General features: G+C 39.3%; 14 protein-coding genes and 1 pseudogene. 12 read left to right on the forward strand and 3 right to left on the reverse strand.

What is annotated here, in order from left to right; translation table 11 throughout:
- The first annotated feature begins 3 nt into the window (after positions 1–3).
- From hpaB to hpaI, 5 genes are read left to right on the forward strand one after another with little or no spacing between them, the layout of a single operon-like run.
- The gene (gene hpaB / locus C1A12_RS14855; protein WP_101845015.1) at positions 4–1,479 is read left to right on the forward strand and encodes a 4-hydroxyphenylacetate 3-monooxygenase, oxygenase component; all 1,476 of its coding nucleotides are present in this window, start codon (positions 4–6) and stop codon (positions 1,477–1,479) included.
- A gap of 11 nt (positions 1,480–1,490) precedes the next feature.
- Entirely contained in the window at positions 1,491–2,471 is a 981-nt protein-coding gene (hpaD, locus tag C1A12_RS14860) for a 3,4-dihydroxyphenylacetate 2,3-dioxygenase (RefSeq protein ID WP_101845017.1), read from the forward strand.
- A 38-nt stretch (positions 2,472–2,509) separates the two neighbouring features.
- Positions 2,510–2,968: a flavin reductase family protein gene (locus tag C1A12_RS14865; RefSeq protein WP_101845019.1), complete on the forward strand. Its 459-nt coding sequence runs from the start codon at positions 2,510–2,512 to the stop codon at positions 2,966–2,968.
- 25 nt (positions 2,969–2,993) lie between these two features.
- A complete protein-coding gene (locus C1A12_RS14870) occupies positions 2,994–3,869 on the forward strand; it encodes an FAD synthetase family protein (protein WP_159462200.1) in 876 nt (291 codons plus the stop codon).
- A gap of 34 nt (positions 3,870–3,903) precedes the next feature.
- Positions 3,904–4,824: a 2,4-dihydroxyhept-2-ene-1,7-dioic acid aldolase gene (gene hpaI, locus C1A12_RS14875; protein WP_101845023.1), complete on the forward strand. Its 921-nt coding sequence runs from the start codon at positions 3,904–3,906 to the stop codon at positions 4,822–4,824.
- Positions 4,825–5,539: 715 nt separating this feature from the next.
- Here hpaI and C1A12_RS14885 read toward each other — a convergent pair.
- From C1A12_RS14885 to C1A12_RS14895, 3 genes are all read right to left on the reverse strand, one after another.
- Entirely contained in the window at positions 5,540–7,018 is a 1,479-nt protein-coding gene (locus tag C1A12_RS14885; RefSeq protein ID WP_101845027.1) for an aldehyde dehydrogenase family protein, read from the reverse strand.
- A gap of 180 nt (positions 7,019–7,198) precedes the next feature.
- A complete protein-coding gene (locus tag C1A12_RS14890; RefSeq protein ID WP_101845029.1) occupies positions 7,199–8,404 on the reverse strand; it encodes an iron-containing alcohol dehydrogenase in 1,206 nt (401 codons plus the stop codon).
- A gap of 620 nt (positions 8,405–9,024) precedes the next feature.
- Positions 9,025–9,783 (reverse strand): response regulator transcription factor, encoded by a 759-nt coding sequence (locus C1A12_RS14895; protein ID WP_101845030.1) that lies wholly within the window; start codon positions 9,781–9,783, stop codon positions 9,025–9,027.
- Between the two features lie 292 nt (positions 9,784–10,075).
- On the opposite strand from C1A12_RS14895, the gene C1A12_RS14900 reads away from it, so the two are divergent.
- From C1A12_RS14900 to C1A12_RS14935, 7 genes and pseudogenes are all read left to right on the forward strand, one after another.
- A complete protein-coding gene (locus C1A12_RS14900) occupies positions 10,076–11,398 on the forward strand; it encodes an NAD(P)/FAD-dependent oxidoreductase (protein WP_101845032.1) in 1,323 nt (440 codons plus the stop codon).
- A 20-nt stretch (positions 11,399–11,418) separates the two neighbouring features.
- The gene (locus C1A12_RS14905) at positions 11,419–11,778 is read left to right on the forward strand and encodes a cupin domain-containing protein (protein WP_101845034.1); all 360 of its coding nucleotides are present in this window, start codon (positions 11,419–11,421) and stop codon (positions 11,776–11,778) included.
- A gap of 94 nt (positions 11,779–11,872) precedes the next feature.
- Positions 11,873–13,480: pseudogene (locus C1A12_RS21690) on the forward strand (amidohydrolase).
- On the forward strand, positions 13,477–14,412 hold the full coding sequence (locus tag C1A12_RS14920) for a DMT family transporter (protein WP_101845040.1): 936 nt from the start codon (positions 13,477–13,479) through the stop codon (positions 14,410–14,412). The pseudogene C1A12_RS21690 and the gene C1A12_RS14920 overlap by 4 nt, the downstream one beginning before the upstream one ends.
- A 601-nt stretch (positions 14,413–15,013) precedes the next feature.
- Positions 15,014–15,589, forward strand: a complete 576-nt coding sequence (locus tag C1A12_RS14925; RefSeq protein ID WP_159462202.1) for a TetR/AcrR family transcriptional regulator — start codon at positions 15,014–15,016, stop codon at positions 15,587–15,589.
- A gap of 94 nt (positions 15,590–15,683) precedes the next feature.
- Positions 15,684–17,072, forward strand: a complete 1,389-nt coding sequence (locus C1A12_RS14930) for an aspartate aminotransferase family protein (RefSeq protein ID WP_101845044.1) — start codon at positions 15,684–15,686, stop codon at positions 17,070–17,072.
- A 14-nt stretch (positions 17,073–17,086) separates the two neighbouring features.
- Entirely contained in the window at positions 17,087–18,187 is a 1,101-nt protein-coding gene (locus tag C1A12_RS14935) for a class II histone deacetylase (RefSeq protein ID WP_101845046.1), read from the forward strand.
- Positions 18,188–18,265: the final 78 nt, after the last annotated feature.

Consider the following 18,265-nt stretch of genomic DNA (forward strand, 5'->3'; position numbering starts at 1 on the left):
TTTATGCCAGCAAAAACAGGTGCTGAGTACATTGAACGATTGAAAAAAGCGAAAAACAACATTTACATTCATGGAGAAAGAGTAGAAGATCCAACCAGCCATCCTGCGTTTAAAAACGTGATTCAATCCATGTCTAAGTTATATGATCGACAATATGAAAAGCCAGATAAAATGCTTTACACTTCCCCTCAAACTGGGGATAAGGTGGGGATGACTTTTCACCGACCAGAGACGGTTGAAGACTTGATCAACAGAAGAGAAGCTATCCAAGAGTGGGCGAGAATTTCCGGTGGTATGATGGGACGTACCCCAGATTATTTGAACGCCGAAGTCATGGCAATGGGTGTAGCAAATAACTTGTTTGCAGAAGCTGATCCAATGTTCGCTGAAAATGCGAAAAACTACTATGACTATGCTCGAGAAAATGATGTTAGTTTAACGCATACGTTAATCCATCCTCAAGTAAACCGACAAAAAGCACAGCATGAGCAAAAAGATGCAAACGTTGCTTTGCATTTGGTAGAGGAACGATCCGACGGAATTATCGTGGATGGTGCTCGACTCCTGGCTACGCAGGGTGGCATCACAGATGAAATTCTAGTTTTTCCTTCAACCGTGAAAAAAGCAGGCGAGCTGGATGACCCGTACTCTCTAGCATTCGTCGTACCAAACAACACACCTGGGTTGAAATATATCAGCCGTGAATCGTTTGACTACGGTAAAAACGAATGGGATCACCCAATGAGCAGCCGATTCGAAGAAGGAGACTCCATCGTTTATTTTGATAACGTTTTCGTACCTTGGGAGAAAGTATTTGTATGCGGAAACTCATCTATCTGTAATCGGACTTTCTTAGAAACGAACGCTGTTGTGCATATGTCCCACCAGGTAGTCGCTAAGAACATTGTTAAAACGGAATTCGTACTCGGGGTTATCTTGAGTGTCATGGATGCTATCGGTATTGATAAGTTCCAACATGTGATGGATAAAGGAACGGAAGTTATGTTGATTCTCGAAAATATGAAATCCCATCTATACAAGGCTGAACATAACGCAAAACTAGATAAATGGGGAACGATGACCCCAGACTTTGAAGCATTGAATGCCGCAAGAAATTGGTATCCGAGAGTCTACCCTAGAATTACAGAAATTCTACGTATTTTAGGTGCTTCTGGATTGATGGGTATTCCATCAGAAGCAGATTTTCACCATGAAGAAATCGGTCCACTGCTAGATCGAGCTTTACAGGCCAAAAATCTTCAAGGTTATGACCGGGTTAAGCTTTTCCGTTTAGCGTGGGATATAACGATGAGTGCTTTCGGAAGCAGACAAACGCACTATGAATACTACTTCTTTGGTGATCCAATTAAAATGGGAATGACTTATTTTGAACAATTTGATAAAGAGCCGATGAAAGCGTATGCACAGGATTTTTTGAAGAATATCAAGTCGTCTAAACCAGATCTTTCAAGAGTGTGAGGAGGAAAAATATGAGCTTTGACATTATTCGTTCAGGTAGAGCCGTGCTCCATGTAACCGACCTAGAAGAATCAAAGAAATTTTATGATGCCCTGGGGTTTATTGTAACTGAAGAATCGGACACAGAACTTTATTTACGTGGGTTGGAAGAACATAACCATCATAGTTTGCTGCTTAAGAAAAAAGAATCTCCGATACTTGAAGTCATCAGTTATAAAGTGAGGACAGATGACGATTTAGATCAATTAGCTGCTAAACTCGAGCAGGATGGTAACCAAATTAAATGGCTTGACAAAGGAACACAAAAAGCATTGGGAAGAGCGTTCCGCTATCAAGATATTTCCGGTTTACCCGTCGAATTTTATGTAGAAATGGATACAGTAGAAAGAAAACTTCAACAATATCAACTTTATAAAGGGGCAAAAGTCCAGCGTATTGATCATTTTAACTGCATGGTATCTGATGTAGAACAAGCCCATGATTACTATATTGAAGAACTAGGTTATGCTTGCTCAGAATACACGGCCGGTGAAGAAGATAAAATTTGGGCGGCATGGCTTCATCGAAAACCAAGCGTTCACGACGTCGCTTTCATGAATGGTCCCGGACCTAGACTCCACCATATTGGGTTCTGGTTGAACGATCCAATGAGCTTGATCCATGGATGTGATGTTCTAGCTTCTCTTGGCTATAGTCCGAATATTGAAAGAGGTCCAGGCCGGCACGGACTGTCCAATGCTTTCTTCCTTTATTTACGCGATCCGGATGGACATCGAATTGAGCTATATAATGGAGATTATTTCACCGGGGATCCAGATTCCAAACCTCTACGCTGGGAACTGGATGACCCTATGAGGCAAACGTTCTGGGGACATGAAGCACCAGATAGCTGGTTTGATGAAGCCACAGAAGTATTGAATGTTTACACGAATGAAAAAGTTGAAACTAAGGAAGCCAAGTTAAAGAAAAGAAAACCGACGTTTGTCATTTAACGAATGGATATCAAAAAAACAAATAAGAGGTGATCAAGATGGACGATCGCATGTTCAGATCGGCAATGGGTAAATTCGCTACAGGAGTCACTGTCATTGCCTCGGAATCAAATGGAGAAACACACGGAATGACCGCTAATGCTTTTATGTCTGTATCTTTGGACCCTAAATTGGTATTGATATCTGTAGGATCCAACGCGAAAATGAACAAGGTCATTCAAGAATCTCAAAAGTTCACGGTAAATGTTTTATCTGGAACCCAGAAAGAAATGTCTATGATATTTGCTGGCCAAATCAAACAAGAGCAAGAGGTAGACTTTGGACTTTTTGAGGGAATGCCGATCATTGAAGATTCGTTAGTAAGCTTAGCTTGCAATGTTTATGATACACATGAAGCGGGTGATCATACCCTTTACATCGGGGAAGTAATCAACCTGAATCTTAAAGATGGTGAACCTTTAGCGTTTTTCGAAGGAAAGTATAAACAAGTGATGTAAAACTATTACAGAGGAGGGACGGAACTTGAAGACGATTAAAGTAGATTACCCTATACAAAATAACGTGAGGAAGAATAAAGAAGATTGTGTGATAGCCTTAGGTTTCTTTGATGGAGTGCATTTGGGTCATCAGAAAATTATACAGACTGCCAAAAAAATAGCTGCCAATAATAATTTAAAGTTAGCCGTGATGACTTTTTTTCCTCATCCCTCTTCTGTAATAAAAAAAGGAAAACAAATCACAAGCTATCTTACTCCATTGGCCGTAAAAGAGAAAAGGTTCAAAGAGCTGGGTGTCGATATCATGTATGTAGTCGAATTCAATGAAAAGGTAGCAAAGATCCCTCATTATAAATTCGTCGATGACTACCTATGTGGATTGTCTTGCAAACATGCGGTAGCTGGATTTGATTATAAGTATGGGTTCAAAGGAAAAGGAGACATGGCACAACTTCCTATCGATAGTAAAGGGAGGTTCGAAGTCACTACTGTGTCTAAACTCTCGATGTACGAACAAAAAGTAAGTTCAACTTTACTTCGGAGTTTTCTGTCTACTGGAAAGGTAGAAAATATCCCTGATTACTTGGGAGACCGCTATAAAATGCTAGGAACCATGATAGGGAGGGGCAAAGAGATCGCATTTTATTTTGACCCCGATTACTCCCTCCCTTGCATGGGAACCTATGAAGTGACTATTTCCACTAGCAATATGGAAGCCAAAGGGTTTTGTGAAGTGGATATGAATGCGTTACCAGGAAAACTGCTCGTCACTCTTTTCCATGATTCCATCATAGGATCTTATGAGATTGTCGAGCTTAATTGGAATAACTTTATTGCAGATTTACAAATGAATGAGCTTCACGCTCAAACCGATTTTAACCATATGTATGTCAGTCAATGATTGAATGATTGTTTATTAATGAGGAGGAATTATAATGGCAAGAGATTATACGGAAATCAAATCTAGATTAAGAGGTTCTATCACCCCTGTTATTACACCATTTAAAGCAAACCATGATGTGGATTTAGATAAATTCGCGGAATTGATTGAATTTCAATTGGAGAATGGTACCCATGGTATCTCCGTCACAGGTACTTCAGGCGAACCTAGTTCCTTAAGTGTTGAAGAAAGAGAACAAGTAATGCAAAAAGCGATTAAAACAATCAATGGGCGAGTCCCTTTCGTACCCGGAACCGGGTCTACCAATCACGAGGAAACCATGCGCTTAACGAAAAAGGCTGAGGCGCTGGGTGCAGATGCTGCTATGGTCATCGTACCGTATTATAATAAACCTAACCAACAAGCATTATATAAACATTTTAAAACAGTGGCTGATGCGGTTGATATCCCGATTATCATCTATAATATTCCAGGGCGTACCGCGACCAACCTTCATGTCGATACTTTGGCTAAACTGAATGAGGATTGCCCGAACATTATTGGTGTTAAAGAGTCAAATAAGGACTTTGAACATGTCAATCGTGTACTGCAGCGATGTGGCAAGGATTTTCTCCTATTATCAGGAATTGAACTCCTCTGTTACCCAATGCTTACGATTGGAGGTGTAGGATCCGTCAGTGCTACAGCGAATGTTTTGCCTGGTAAAGTGGCACAAATGCATGATGCTTGGTTCGATGGAGATGTGGAAACCGCACAAAATCTCCACTATGAGCTCATGGAATTGAACGATGTCTTGTTCAAAGATACCAACCCAGCCCCGGTGAAAGCAGCACTCGGCATGATGGGAAGAATCGAACCTGTTTTAAGACTCCCAATGGACCTGCCATCACAAGAATTGCAGGATGAAATCCAACAAACTTTAGAGAAATATGGTATTGCCTTGCAATACGCTTAAACAGAGAACAGGATGCCCACAAGGGGATCCTGTTCTTTCCTTTTTAATAGTAAACTTTTAGATGTGATGTTTTTTACTTGGAGTACCTCTCTATGATTCTCTATGATATTGTCATTAAATTAAAAGAATGTTTTATTTACAGAGCTTTTTTTAAAAAGGGTCCAGGGTGTGATAGGGGGGCCTTGATTTTCACTAGTTTTTTGGTAATGGGGAAGAGTAAAGAAAGCAGACTGTTCTTTCCTTTTTCTCGGATGAAAGAGGATTGGAATAGGCATTAAAGCTGCTATTAAGTATTACACTAACATAGGCTTTGAACTAGAAGCCTAACACTTATTCGGCCAATCGGTAACTTGTGGGGTTAACGAAGAGGACAACCCTTTGTTTTTAACTGCATCTGATTTTGCACGTTACCACCAATGGGAGGGGCTTGTACCCAACCCAAGGAAAAAGATCCTATTCATTGATAAAAGTATAATGGATATCAAGTTTCATATGTTTACTATCATATTAAAAGGCTTCCAGAAAAAGATAGGAAGGTGGCAGAACAGCTTATGAGGTTGCACATTCCCTCTAACGTAATTTCAATAACGATAGCGAAAACAACACGGATTCCCCAGGGGGGACAAAGGTTTCGCTAATATATTGAATTTATTTTACTAACCAAAAAAATTGGTGATCCGCCATCATGCAGACCACCAATTTTTTATACTCCGTATTAAAAAGGATATTCAAGCTTTTCCTTCTGCACTGATATCCATTTTGTTGTGGTGAATTCCTCGACAACCCAATCATGACCAAAACGGCCAATACCGCTATTCTTAACACCCCCGAAGGGAACATTGCTTTCTAAAACTGCAGGCATATCGTTTACATGGGTTGTACCTGCTTCAATTTCGAGTGCTAAACGTTCACCTTTTTGGATATCATTCGTAACAATTGCTGCTGAAAGACCGAATTCTGTATCATTTGCGATACGGATGGCATCATCATCATCTTCAGCAATAATAATTTGAGCAACAGGACCGAAAACCTCCGTAGAAGCAAGTGTGGAGTCATTGGAAACATTGGTAAAGACAAATGGAGAAATTACATTTCCATTACGCGCACCTTCGACTGCAACTGTTAATCCTTCCTCTTTTGCTTTTTCTACTATTCCCATGATTTTATCGGCTTGTTTATTATTGATAACAGGTCCGATCACTGTTGCAGGATCTTTTGGATCGCCTACTTTGAGTGATTTTACTCGTTCTACATATTTCTCTAGAAAAGCATCATATATTCCCTGATGAACAATAATTCGATTTGTGATTGCACAAATTTGACCATTATGCATGAATTTACCGAATATGGCAATATCTACAGCCTGATCGATATTTGCATCTTCCAAAATTACCAATGGGTTATTTCCACCTAGTTCCAGAGCCATTTGTTTCATTGTGTTTCCAGTTTTTTCTCTAATATGCTGGCCAACAGCAGTAGAACCGGTGAAACTGATAAAGTCTGAATTTGGGTTGATGATAAATTCGTCTCCTGATTCTTCCGTGTCTGTCAAAATCGAATTGAATACACCAGCAGGGAGTCCTGCTTCCTCAAGTGCTTTCGCGAAAATCTGTCCTCCAACGAGACCAACCTGAATATCTGGTTTATGCACTACAGCATTTCCTAAAGCTAAGGCGGGAAAAATCGTTCTGGTAGCCATATTAAATGGAAAGTTAAAAGGTGTAATCGAAGTAATCACACCTAGAGGCAGGCGGTAAACACGATTCACCTTGCCTGGTGTATTGGAAGAATATTCTTTCGGAGCATAGATTTTTTCTACCATCGGGATAGCATCATTAATGTCACTGATACCGAAACCGAATTCTACTTCCCCTTTTAATGCTGTTCCGCCAGTTTCGCGGATAACCAACTGTATAATATCTTCTTTATTTTCTTCCAAAAAGTTCAATGCTTTAGTTAAAACTTCTCTTCTTTCCTCAGCACTAGTTCTTGCCCATTCTTTCTGAGCTTTATTTGCTGTTTCAAAAGCATTCCTTATTTGCTCTTTATTTGCTAATTTAACCGTAGATACCGTTGAGTGATCATACGGGTCTTTAATCTCGTAATCTCTGCCGCTTTTTCCGTCTACCCATTGCCCTCCAATGTAGCTTTTGTTTATTTGATCTAGTAAAGAGATATCTAATGTTTTTGGCATGTAATCTACCTCCAAATATAGTAAAATGACGAATCTGAACATTCCCCTTAAATCGACCTCATTACTTTAGCAACTTGTTCGATGGATGATTTCTTTATTCTTATAAGGCATTAATAAAATCCTGAACTATGCTACCAATTATTACTTTCAATAGCAGTGTTTCTATCCAACCCTATTTTCTTATTTTCTTAAGGGACTTTGTACATATTTTAAATCCTTAACATCCGAACCAACGTAAGCGGTTTCAATAAGGTCTAAAATATCTTCTTTTGAAACGTCTGTAGGGTTAGCCATGATACTTATTTCTTCGTTTAATGTTGCCTCAGCTAAAATATCAAATTGGTCTCTCCTTACTCCAGCCTCACTTAACGTGGGGATATGCACTTGTTCGGCTAAGGATTTAACTGCTTCAATGGCCTTGTAAGAAGCTTCCGCATCAGATAGATTATTTACTTCGATTCCCATGTGTCTTGCAATATCTCTATGTCGATATTGGACATGCTCATCTGTTGCGTTGAATGCCATTACATAAGGCAAAGTAGAAGCATTTGCTACCCCGTGGGGAAGACCACAATATACACTTAATGGATGGGCAATCGCATGCACTACTCCAAGTAAGGCTGAATTAAAGGCGTATGCAGCTAGCATACTACCAAGCATCATATTATGGCGGGCTTCTAAATTATTGCCATTTTTATATGCTTCAACTAGATTATTAGAAATAAGTTCGATGGCTTTTAAGGCATTCACATCACTTGGTACGGAGGCAAATTTGGAAACATAAGCTTCAATTGCATGTGTTAGCGCGTCCATACCTGTTGCTGCTGTGATGGAAGGAGGTAATGCAATCGTGAGTTCTGGATCCACTAGTGCAATATCTGCTCCACAGTGACGACCGCCAATAACCATTTTCCTTTTCTTTTCTGTGTCTGTGATAACAGTAATAGAAGTTGCTTCACTTCTGGTCCCTGCAGTTGTGGGAATGGCAATTAATGGTTTTGTCTGATTCTTTACCATATTGATTCCATCATATTGATTAATTGGACCAGGGTTCGTTAGTAGAATATTAATTGCTTTTGCAACATCAATCGAACTCCCTCCACCAATAGCAACGATTCCATCTACTTCTTCATTTCTACCTAATTTTGCTCCTTCATTCAAAATTGTATCAGGCGGATTTGGTACCACTTTTGAAAAGGAAACTGTTTCTACTTGGTTTTCTTCCATATAGGACTTCACTTTGTCAACAATCCCCGCTTGCTCAACGCCTTGGTCATAGATAAGCAAAACTTTTGTTGCTGATAATTCACTTAATACTTGACCAATATTTTTAACAGCCCCATTCCCAAAAGTTACTTGACAAGGAATACCAAATTGAAATTGCATCTTTATTCCCCTTTCGTATAAATTAATATTTTATTTTTATAAATCTGCACAGACCTAATATTTCGATTCTTCTTCCCTTAAAAAATGTCATATGGGAATGAAACTAAACTTCTCCTTTCTAACCATAGAACACCAGTTCAAATAATTCTTCTGTTAAATACGATTGCAAGCCCTTACATTTCGATGTATTCATACTAATGGTCAGTACATTTTAGGGTTAATAAGGTCTTTCACCATAGATATTTTAAAAATTTTTTAAAGAGGGATCGAGAGTAACTGGAGTATCTCATAGACTTTTAAAATATGGTTATTTCGGATGATTAAATGGAATTTGGAATGTTAAATTTTGAAACTGGTGTCTCAGCTCTAAAATTGTCTATAGCATATGGGGGAAGCACTTCACTTAAATCAGCATTTTAATTTCCTAATTTTCAGAAGTGACTGATATTAATCTAACACTCTTGAAGGCATAATTAAAATATATATAATGTTCGTTTTTTATATGAAAAACGTATACGACAGGTCAACACTCAAATTTATCTGTAGTTGAATTAGCAATAAATATATAAATTTGATGGAAAGAATACAAAACTTTCATCTTTCCCATTCAGTATGTTGGTTTAGATGGAATTCAGTTTAAAAAGAAGACCTGATCGATTATTCACATCGAACTTTTGGTAGAGGCTACGGATATGTTTTTTTACTGTATTAACACTAATAAAGAGATTCTCTCCAATTTCTTTGTTGGAATAACCTTGCCGAATAAGTTTTAATACTTCTATCTCCCGGTCGGTTAAATTATATTCTGCATTTTTGAATGCGTTTTCAAAATTATCCGTATAAAACCTATCATTCAATTTTTGGGCTATACATCTAGAAAGTATTTCTAGAGTCATTTGTTCACTTTCATCTATAATTCCTTCATTTTTTTCATTTTTTTCGGAAACAAAGTCTACTAATCCGATTATATTCTTGTTTTTGACCAAGAATATCCCTGTATTGTTGTAGAAGCCGTATTTTTTCATGAAGCTATTATAATATTCGCTGTTTTCGTATTCTTTTTTGGATTGAATGTCAAGCAGGCTTATAACTCTTCGTTTCGGTATCCAATGTTGCGATAGTTTGTGAGGAACTAAATGGTCCATATCCATGTAATTATTTAGGTAATCTTTCGTAATAGACTGATTTGTATTTAAAGTAATGGGATCATATAATTGATTGTTTTCATCACAAAACCAGAAATTCAATTGGTGGAATCCAAACCAATGTTCAAATGCTAATAATACTTCTTTTCGGAAATTTTCGTTAATAATTGAGATCTCGTCCATAAACCCAAGTACTTTTTTATACTTATCGTCACTCAAAAAATGAGAGACCATGTTTAGCCTCCTTGTCTTTAATTAATCTAATATACACGTTTAGACTAATGATGTTCTCTTAAGAATTATGTAAATTATATACATGGATACTGAATTATTCAAATAGTCAGTCAATATGGTCCCTTTGGGTAATAGATTTATTCTCGCCCTTCATACAAAATAAAATTATAAAGAAATTTATTCAAAAGAGAGGAGACCATGTACATATAGACCAAGATATGTGTAGACAGATTGAAACAACGAACATTTAATTGGTTTAGTTTGTAAGAGTAGTAAGGTAGGAGGGATTTATTTGAATAATGAAAACTATGATGTCATTATAATCGGAGCTGGATTTGCGGGGGTTACATCGGCACGAGAGTTAAGTCAAAAAGGGTACCGTGTTCTGATTTTAGAAGCAAGAGATCGCTTGGGAGGCCGAACTTGGCTTGACCAGCGCCTGGGGAGGAGCCTGGAAATAGGAGGAACCTGGGTCCATTGGTATCAACCACACGTTTGGTCAGAGATTACCCGTTACGGATTAGATGTGGTACCGTCCCCGGAACCTGACAAGGCTTATTGGGTTGCTGATGGAAAAAGGTATAATGGCACACCTGATGGTCTATTTGAAATATTAGATGAAGCCAATGAAGCCCTGCTTGCGGATGCCCGAAAATACTTTCCTCTTCCGTATCAGCCTTTTACCTCGAAGGAACTAAAGGACATTGATTATTTAACTGTATCTGAACAAATTAAAAAGCTTAAATTAAGCAAAGAGATATCGGATTTAATGCATAGTATGTGGTCGTTAAATTTCAACGGACCGACAGAAAAAGCTGGAATCACTCAAGCAATGCGCTGGGCGGCATTATCTGATTATAATTGGAAATTGATGATGGAAATATGTGCCAGCTTTAAAATCGAAAAAGGTACAAAAGCATTGATCGACAGTATTTTTAATGATGCTAAAGCAGAAATATTCTATTCAAAAGTAGTTTCCCTCGTGGAAAAAACAACGAATGGATTTAAGGTTCAAACGGAAGAGGGGGAACAGTTCAATGGTAAGACAGTTATTGCTACTCTCCCACTCAACGTGTTAAACACAATTGAATTTGATCCTCCGTTGTCAGAAGTTAAATGTAAAGCAGCAGACGAGGGACAGACGAGCAAAGGTATGAAGTTCTGGGCGAAGGTCAAAAACTTTACAACTCCATTTTTCGCTTTTGCTCCAGCCGATTACCCAATTAATTATGCACAACTGGAATATACGGAAGGGGATGACGGAATCATTGTGGGGTTTGGTCCAGATGCGGGTGAATTGGAACCGGAAAATAAGGCTGGAGTCGAAGAGGCTCTTAGACATATGATCCCTCAGATAGAGGTTATTGAGTCCGTCGGACATGACTGGGTGGACGATAAATTTTCAGGAGAAACTTGGGCGATGCAGAGTAATAATCAGCTGACAAATTATTTATCAGAACTGCAAAAGCCAGAAGATGGATTATTTCTTGCTGGATCCGACTATGCAAACGGATGGGCAGGTTTTATAGACGGTGCTATTGAAAGCGCTTTCTCAGTAAGTGGAAAGGCAAATAAATATCTAACAAATAGATTGCAGAAGGAAGTAACTATTTAATAAAAAAGGAGAGAACATTCATGATACATCTAAAAAACAGCGTGGTATACGAATTGTCAAAAAATACAGAGGAATGGGAACCTTTTATCGTAGAAGGAAACGAAATTGGACAAGTAAGCTGGCTAAGGCAGACGCAAGATGAAAATGGAGTTTTGGCTGCTGGGCTATGGAGGCATCTTCCAGAGGAACATCCAGTTGGAATGCCTTATGGAGTTGCAGGAAACGAGACATTTTACGTAGTGAGTGGAGAAGCAGAAGTTGTGACAGACAAAGGAGAGAAAGTGGAACTCAAAGAAGGCAATTCTTATTCCTTTACTGATGGCTTCGCTGGAACTTGGACAACAAAAAAAGCCTTCGTAAAATTCTTTATCGTCAGCTAGTTGCTAATAGAAAATCAACTATGAGGTGAAAGAATATTCTTATAAGAAGGTGGCTTTTCCTATGAAGATAAGTGAACAAACATATGTTGCACTGATGAATGGAAAAATCATTACCGTGGATGATCAGGATTGTATCGAGGAGGCGGTTTTACTAGTTGGAGACCGCATAGCAGCTGTAGGGACAAACCAAGAAATTCACGATTTGCTTCCAACGAATGGTACAGCCGTAGACTTAGGTGGTAGGTCAGTCATTCCAGGTATCGTGGATAGTCATGTCCACACTGAGCTAACTGTTAATAGTTTAACGAATGCAGTGAGTGCACATACTCCTCCTTACACTAGTGTGGAACAAATTTTGAACGTTATTAAAGAACGAGTTGATCATACACCGAAAGGCAAATGGGTCATTGCAAGAGGGTCTAATGCTCTGCCAGAGAAGTTAAAAGAAGCCCGTCTGCCTACAAGGCAGGAATTAGATAGGATTGCTCCGGAAAACCCTATTATTTTTAACATGGAAGTCCATGTGAATATCATGAACACAATGGCTATTGAAAAGATGGGGTGGACGCAAGAGTCATGGCTTCCAAATGGAGCAACGTTAGGAAGGGATTATCAGACCGGAGAATTAACAGGTGTTTTTACAGAGGGGTGGGAAGGTCTTCCATTGATGCCTTGGGGGTATGAAAAGCTTTTAGATGCTTTGCGCGTAGGTACAGTCGAACATTTTGTATCCAAAGGTGTGACTTCTGTCCATGAACTTCCGTATTCTACGGATGGTATACGAGCATGGCAACAACTGCAAAGGCAGGGAGATTTACCCCTAAGGCTTAGACTTTATCTTCAGCACCCAAACTTAACTGATATTGATCAAATTATAAATACAGGATTACAATCGGGATTTGGAGATGAATGGCTAAGTTTAGGAGGCATCAAGTTATTTGTAGATGGACAGGGAATCCATGCAAACTTGCATCCTGTCTTTGATAGTAAATATACACAGGAATAACTTAATAAACTGGTTTATAAAGTGCATTCATCTGGATTACATCTATGGACACATGTAGCAACAGAACCGGCATTGGAAATGGGGCTAAAGGCATATGAATATGCTTTAAAAAGGTATCCACGTCAAGACCATAGATTAAGGTTAGAACATGCAGCCGAACAAATTAACCAATATAGTGATTCCGAGGAAAAAATACAACGAATGCAGAGTCAAGGTATTGTTCCTATCATGACACCTCAATTTACTCATTGTTTACCTGATTTTGTTTCTCCAACTCTCCGTGATTATATTGACAGAGGACTTGTGCTTCCAGGGAATTCTGACTCTACAGGTTCTCAACCGGAAGGATGTAATCCGTGGCATAGCATTTGGGTGGCTGTAACGCAGGAAAACTATTATGGAAAACGGAAAAACCTTGACCAAGGGATCTCTCCGCTAGAAGCAATTAGAATGTTTACAATGTGGGGGGCGTGGGGAGGCTTTGAAGAGAAAATAAAAGGTTCCATTGAGCCAGGAAAGCTAGCAGACATAGTAGTATTAGGTGATCACCCACTAACTTGTGATCATGCAGCCCTTAGAGAAATGACTACAGAGCTTGTCATTATTGGCGGAAGAATAAAATTTGCAGGACCTAATTTTCAAGGAATTGATATTTCTGATATGGTATATCATCACACGGGGGGTTCGCACATATGAGAAGAGGAACGATGTTCATTGTTCTTGCAATGGCATGTATCGGAGCAAGTATCCCACTTGGAGATTCAATGATGGAGACGTTTCCCGTCTGGGTTTTCACGTGTATTACTCTAATGATTGCAACGATCATATTAGTGCCCTTTTCGACAGCGTATGAGAAAACAAAATGGACTAAGCTCGGTTGGAAAAACTATTACGGAATGTTTATGCAGGCATTACTAACTGCCACGTTATACACAATATTTTTGCTTTATGGTGTGATTCATGCAAGTGCCATCTCGGTAGGTATCATCAGTAGTATCACACCGGCGGTTGTATTTATTTTGTCTTTCCTATTATTAAGGGAAAAATTGAATCTTAAAAAAGCAATATCAATCTTATTAGCCATAGTCGCAGTGTTGATTATGAACGTGGCAGGTGTTCATACTAATGGCGAAGCAAGCCTTTTGGGAATTACTTTTATGCTTTTGGCTGTTCTCGCGTTATCCTTGTTTTTTATCTATGCGAAGAAATTCTCTGTTGAACTACCTCCTTACACACTTGCTGCAGGTCTAGTATTTTTCGGAACATTGCAGACCTTACCCATGGCATTATTTGAATTAAGTTCTCTAGATTTATCTGTCTTCTATGATGGTTCGGTTTGGTTGGGAATCCTATTATATAGCCTTTTAGGGTGGATGTTTGCCTACTCTTTAACATTTATTGCTATGCCCCGAATTAACGCGAGTACAGCAGGAATGGCTAATGCTGTAATACCTGTAGTTGCTTCAGTGGTGGCTCTAGTTTTTTATGGGGCATCCATACGATTTGTTGATGGTATGGCATTGCTTCTTGTCATCGCCTCTATCATTATAGCTGAATTTCAAGAGAAGAATAATGAAGTTACCATGGATGCCATACCTTCAGAAAAGTTAGAGGAAAAATCGATATAGAGTGGCAGGGGCTTCTACTATTGATAGATGTAGAATATGATAGTATTTGGAGATATTATTTAGATGAAAAATTCGTAAAGGGACAGTTCTTCCATTCATACTGTCCCTAATTTATTTCGGTGTATGATTTTATAAATTTTAACAATCATTTTTCAACCAATTTAAAGGCCTTTGCTAAAAGTAGCAAGGCTTTTTTATATCAGCCGGTGGCAAGGTAATGAATAATATTCTTTTTCCCTGATAATTGTATTTCCAATTACTCCATTCTACCTGCATAACCAGACCTATCTAAAAATACCTCTAACCATTCTTTTAAATTCCCATGAAAAGACATATTTTAAATCCAATAAAAGGTCTACAATCTGAATAGGGGATGCTTATATTTCTTCCAAATGACACTATGATGGAGGGTAGCTTCTTGGAAATGTATAATTGAAATAAACGTTGGTCCCTTCATAGTTATTTAAAATCTATTTCGGTACAAGCGAAGGGATCCCAACAAAAACGATACAGGCTATAGTTGAAAACGTTAGATATTAAAGTACAATGTAAGCTCGCTAACGGGACTCCGACAATGATCAAGGACACAGGGGGAAAAGCAATGACTACTTTAACTAGAAACAAAATCATAACAAGTGCCTTACACCTTTTCATCGAAAAAGGCTACAACGGGACATCGCTAACAGATATTGGGGAGGATGTCGGGATAAAAAAACAATCAATATATGCCCATTTCAAAAATAAAGACGATCTTTTTTTGCAAGTGATGGAGAAAATAATCAAAGAAGAAATTACCTTTTTAAGAGGTTTTTTTGAACAAGAGAAAAATGAATCGATTGATCATATTTTATACCACTTTATCGTTGACTTAAAAAGTAGATATAAGTCGGGGGGGAGGAATATTAAGTTTTTGCTTCAGATGATGTTTTTGCCGCCTCGTCATTTAGAAGAACATGTTATTACAAAGTCTTTTACATATTATAATCAGCTGCATACTGCTATCGAAGAAATTTTTAAGGTTCATCAGGGTTCCTTAGGTGTGGATCCCGAAGACGGAGCGGTCTCATTTTTGAATTTTATTGACGGGCTGCTTGTGGAACTTATTTATAATCACGAAAATTTCGAGAAGCGTTTTACTGTAGCATGGGCTGTATACTGGCGGGGGATTAAAAAATAAAAATCGACTGTTGTAAATATTCTGAATCTTATTTATACTAAAACTGACGAACGTTCGTCAGGTAAACTTTAAAATTTTCAAGGAGGTAACTTTTATGAGTGAACCATTAACGGAACAAAAGATTCATCCCGACTTTTTGCACCAGGCCGACAAAGATTTTTATTTTCACCCGACGACACCACTGAAGCAACAGCAGCAAGAAGGTCCGGGGTTGATCTTGAAAGAGGGAAAAGGTATTCACGTGACGGATGTCAATGACGAGGTTTATTTGGATGGAGTGTCCTCTTTATGGAACGTAAACATTGGTTATGGCAGGGAGGAGATGGCCGAAGCAGCGAAGCAGCAGATTTCGAAGCTATCGTATGGATCATCTTTTTTCAATAATTCTCATGATCAGGTTATCAAGTTGTCGCAAAAACTGTCAGAGTTAACACCAGGAGATTTAAATGTCAGCTTTTTTACCTCTGGCGGATCAGAATCCAACGAAACCGCCTTTAAGATTGTTCGACATTACTGGAAGCTGAAAGGAAAGCCGGAACGAACAAAAATTATTGCTCTTGACCTCAGTTATCATGGGGTGACGATGGGGGCAACCAGTGCAACAGGCGTTCGTGAATTTGATAATATGATCACTTCGTCTGCACCGAATTTCTTCCATGCTACCCCTTATCTGACCGCTTGCGAACAAGGGGACAAGTCGCATCCTGACTATGAAAAAAGCATCCGAGGAATGATTGAAAATGAAGGTCCCGAAACCATCGCTGCGGTAATCTTAGAACCTGTTCAGGGGGTTGGGGGAATCAATATTCCGCCAGAAGGATATTTGAAAGCTGTAAGAGAGCTATGTGATGAATATGGGATATTTATGCTGGCAGATGAAGTGATCTGCGGTTTTGGCCGTACTGGAAAAATGTTCGGTGTCGACAACTGGGAGGTCGTACCGGATATGATGTCGGTAGCCAAAGGGATTACCAGTGGCTATATGCAGCTCGGGGCTGTGCTTATGAGAACGAAAATCAGAGATGAACTTGTCGAAATATCCGAGGGTGTATTCTTTCATGGGTTTACTTACAGCGGCCATCCAACCGCCTGTGCGCTTGCTCTTAAAAATATAGAAATTATCGAGAGGGAAGGACTCGTCGATCATGCCAGACAAATGGAGACCGAACTGAAAAAAGGTCTGGCATACTTAGAAGACAAGCACAGCATAACGGCAAAAAGTAGAGCGATCGGTTTATTAGGAGCGATCGAGCTGTTTGAAGACCGCGACAATGAAAAAGGATTTGATCCTTCCGTAAATGCCGCCCCACAAGTCGTAGAAGAATGCTTAAACCGAAATCTCCTGCTGAGGCCTTTAGTATTTGGAGGTATAAACGCGATAGCTTTGGCACCGCCACTGGTTGTAACAAAAGCTGATATTGAAACAATTATTGGTAAGCTGTCTGATTCCATTCAAGCCTTTGAAAAACGATATAAGAAGTAAAATGGGGGAGCCCAATGAGAAATAACACAGGATTTATTTGTGATGAACGCTATTTTTGGCACGATACAGGAAATGGTGCTTTGTTTCTACCACCAGGTGGATGGATCGAGGCGGATGAGCATGGGGAAAGTCCGAAAAGCAAACGACGGATAAAGAATTTGCTGGAGAGAAGTGGATTTATCGATGAATTGACGGGCATACGTCCAAGGGCTGCAACCCAGGAAGAGATCGAGTTCGTTCATCGCTCTTCTTATGTGGAGAAGGTAAAGCAGTTAAGTGATACGCTCGGCGGGGATGCAGGAGAACTTGCCCTTGTTGGCAGAGGTTCCTATGAAATCGCACTGCTATCTGCAGGTGGTGTCATGACAGGCGTGGATGCGGTAATGGAAGGGGAGGTAGACAATGTCTATGCTTTAACTAGACCGCCTGGCCATCATGCAGAAACCGAACAGGGAATGGGCTTTTGCCTTTTTAATAATGTGGCGGTTGCCGCGCGGTATGCGCAAAAGAAGTATGGCCTTAAACGAATCCTGATTTTGGATTGGGATGTTCATCATGGCAATGGGACGGAAAATGTCTTTTATGACGATCCCGATATCTTGTTTATTTCGCTTCATCAAGATGGGAACTTTCCGCCAGATCGAGGTGCAAGAGAAGATATCGGGGAAGACGCTGGTAGAGGCTACAATATCAATATCCCATTACCTGCAGGAACAGGAAATGCCGGTTATCGATATGCATTAGAAAAAGCGGTTGCCCCCATTGCTGATCAATTTAAGCCAGAGCTTATTCTAGTATCTGCAGGCCAGGATGCCAGTGTATTCGACCCACTAGCTCAAATGATGGTGACAGCTCAAGGATTTGGCGAGATGGGAACAATCGTAAAGGACATAGCTGAACGTCACTGTAAAGGTCGTCTAGTAGCCTGCCACGAAGGTGGATATAGCCCGGCTTACGTTCCATTTTGTACCTTAAGAATTATTGAAGCTCTTAGTGGAGTGCAAAGTAAAGTAATAGAAGACCCTTATTATAATGCTATTAAAGGTTTACCGACAGAAGTATTAACTAAGGAACAAAAAGAAGCGGTAGATCAAGTGATCGCTATTACACATTAGTTTTCTATTAATATTGAGTGCATAGGAACTATAGCCCGTAACAACAAGTTCGTAACTTAAAACCTTTAGCTTAGAGAC

This window comes from Halobacillus sp. Marseille-P3879 (assembly GCF_900240285.1).
In the GTDB taxonomy this organism is placed as follows: Bacteria; Bacillota; Bacilli; order Bacillales; family Halobacillaceae; genus Halobacillus_A.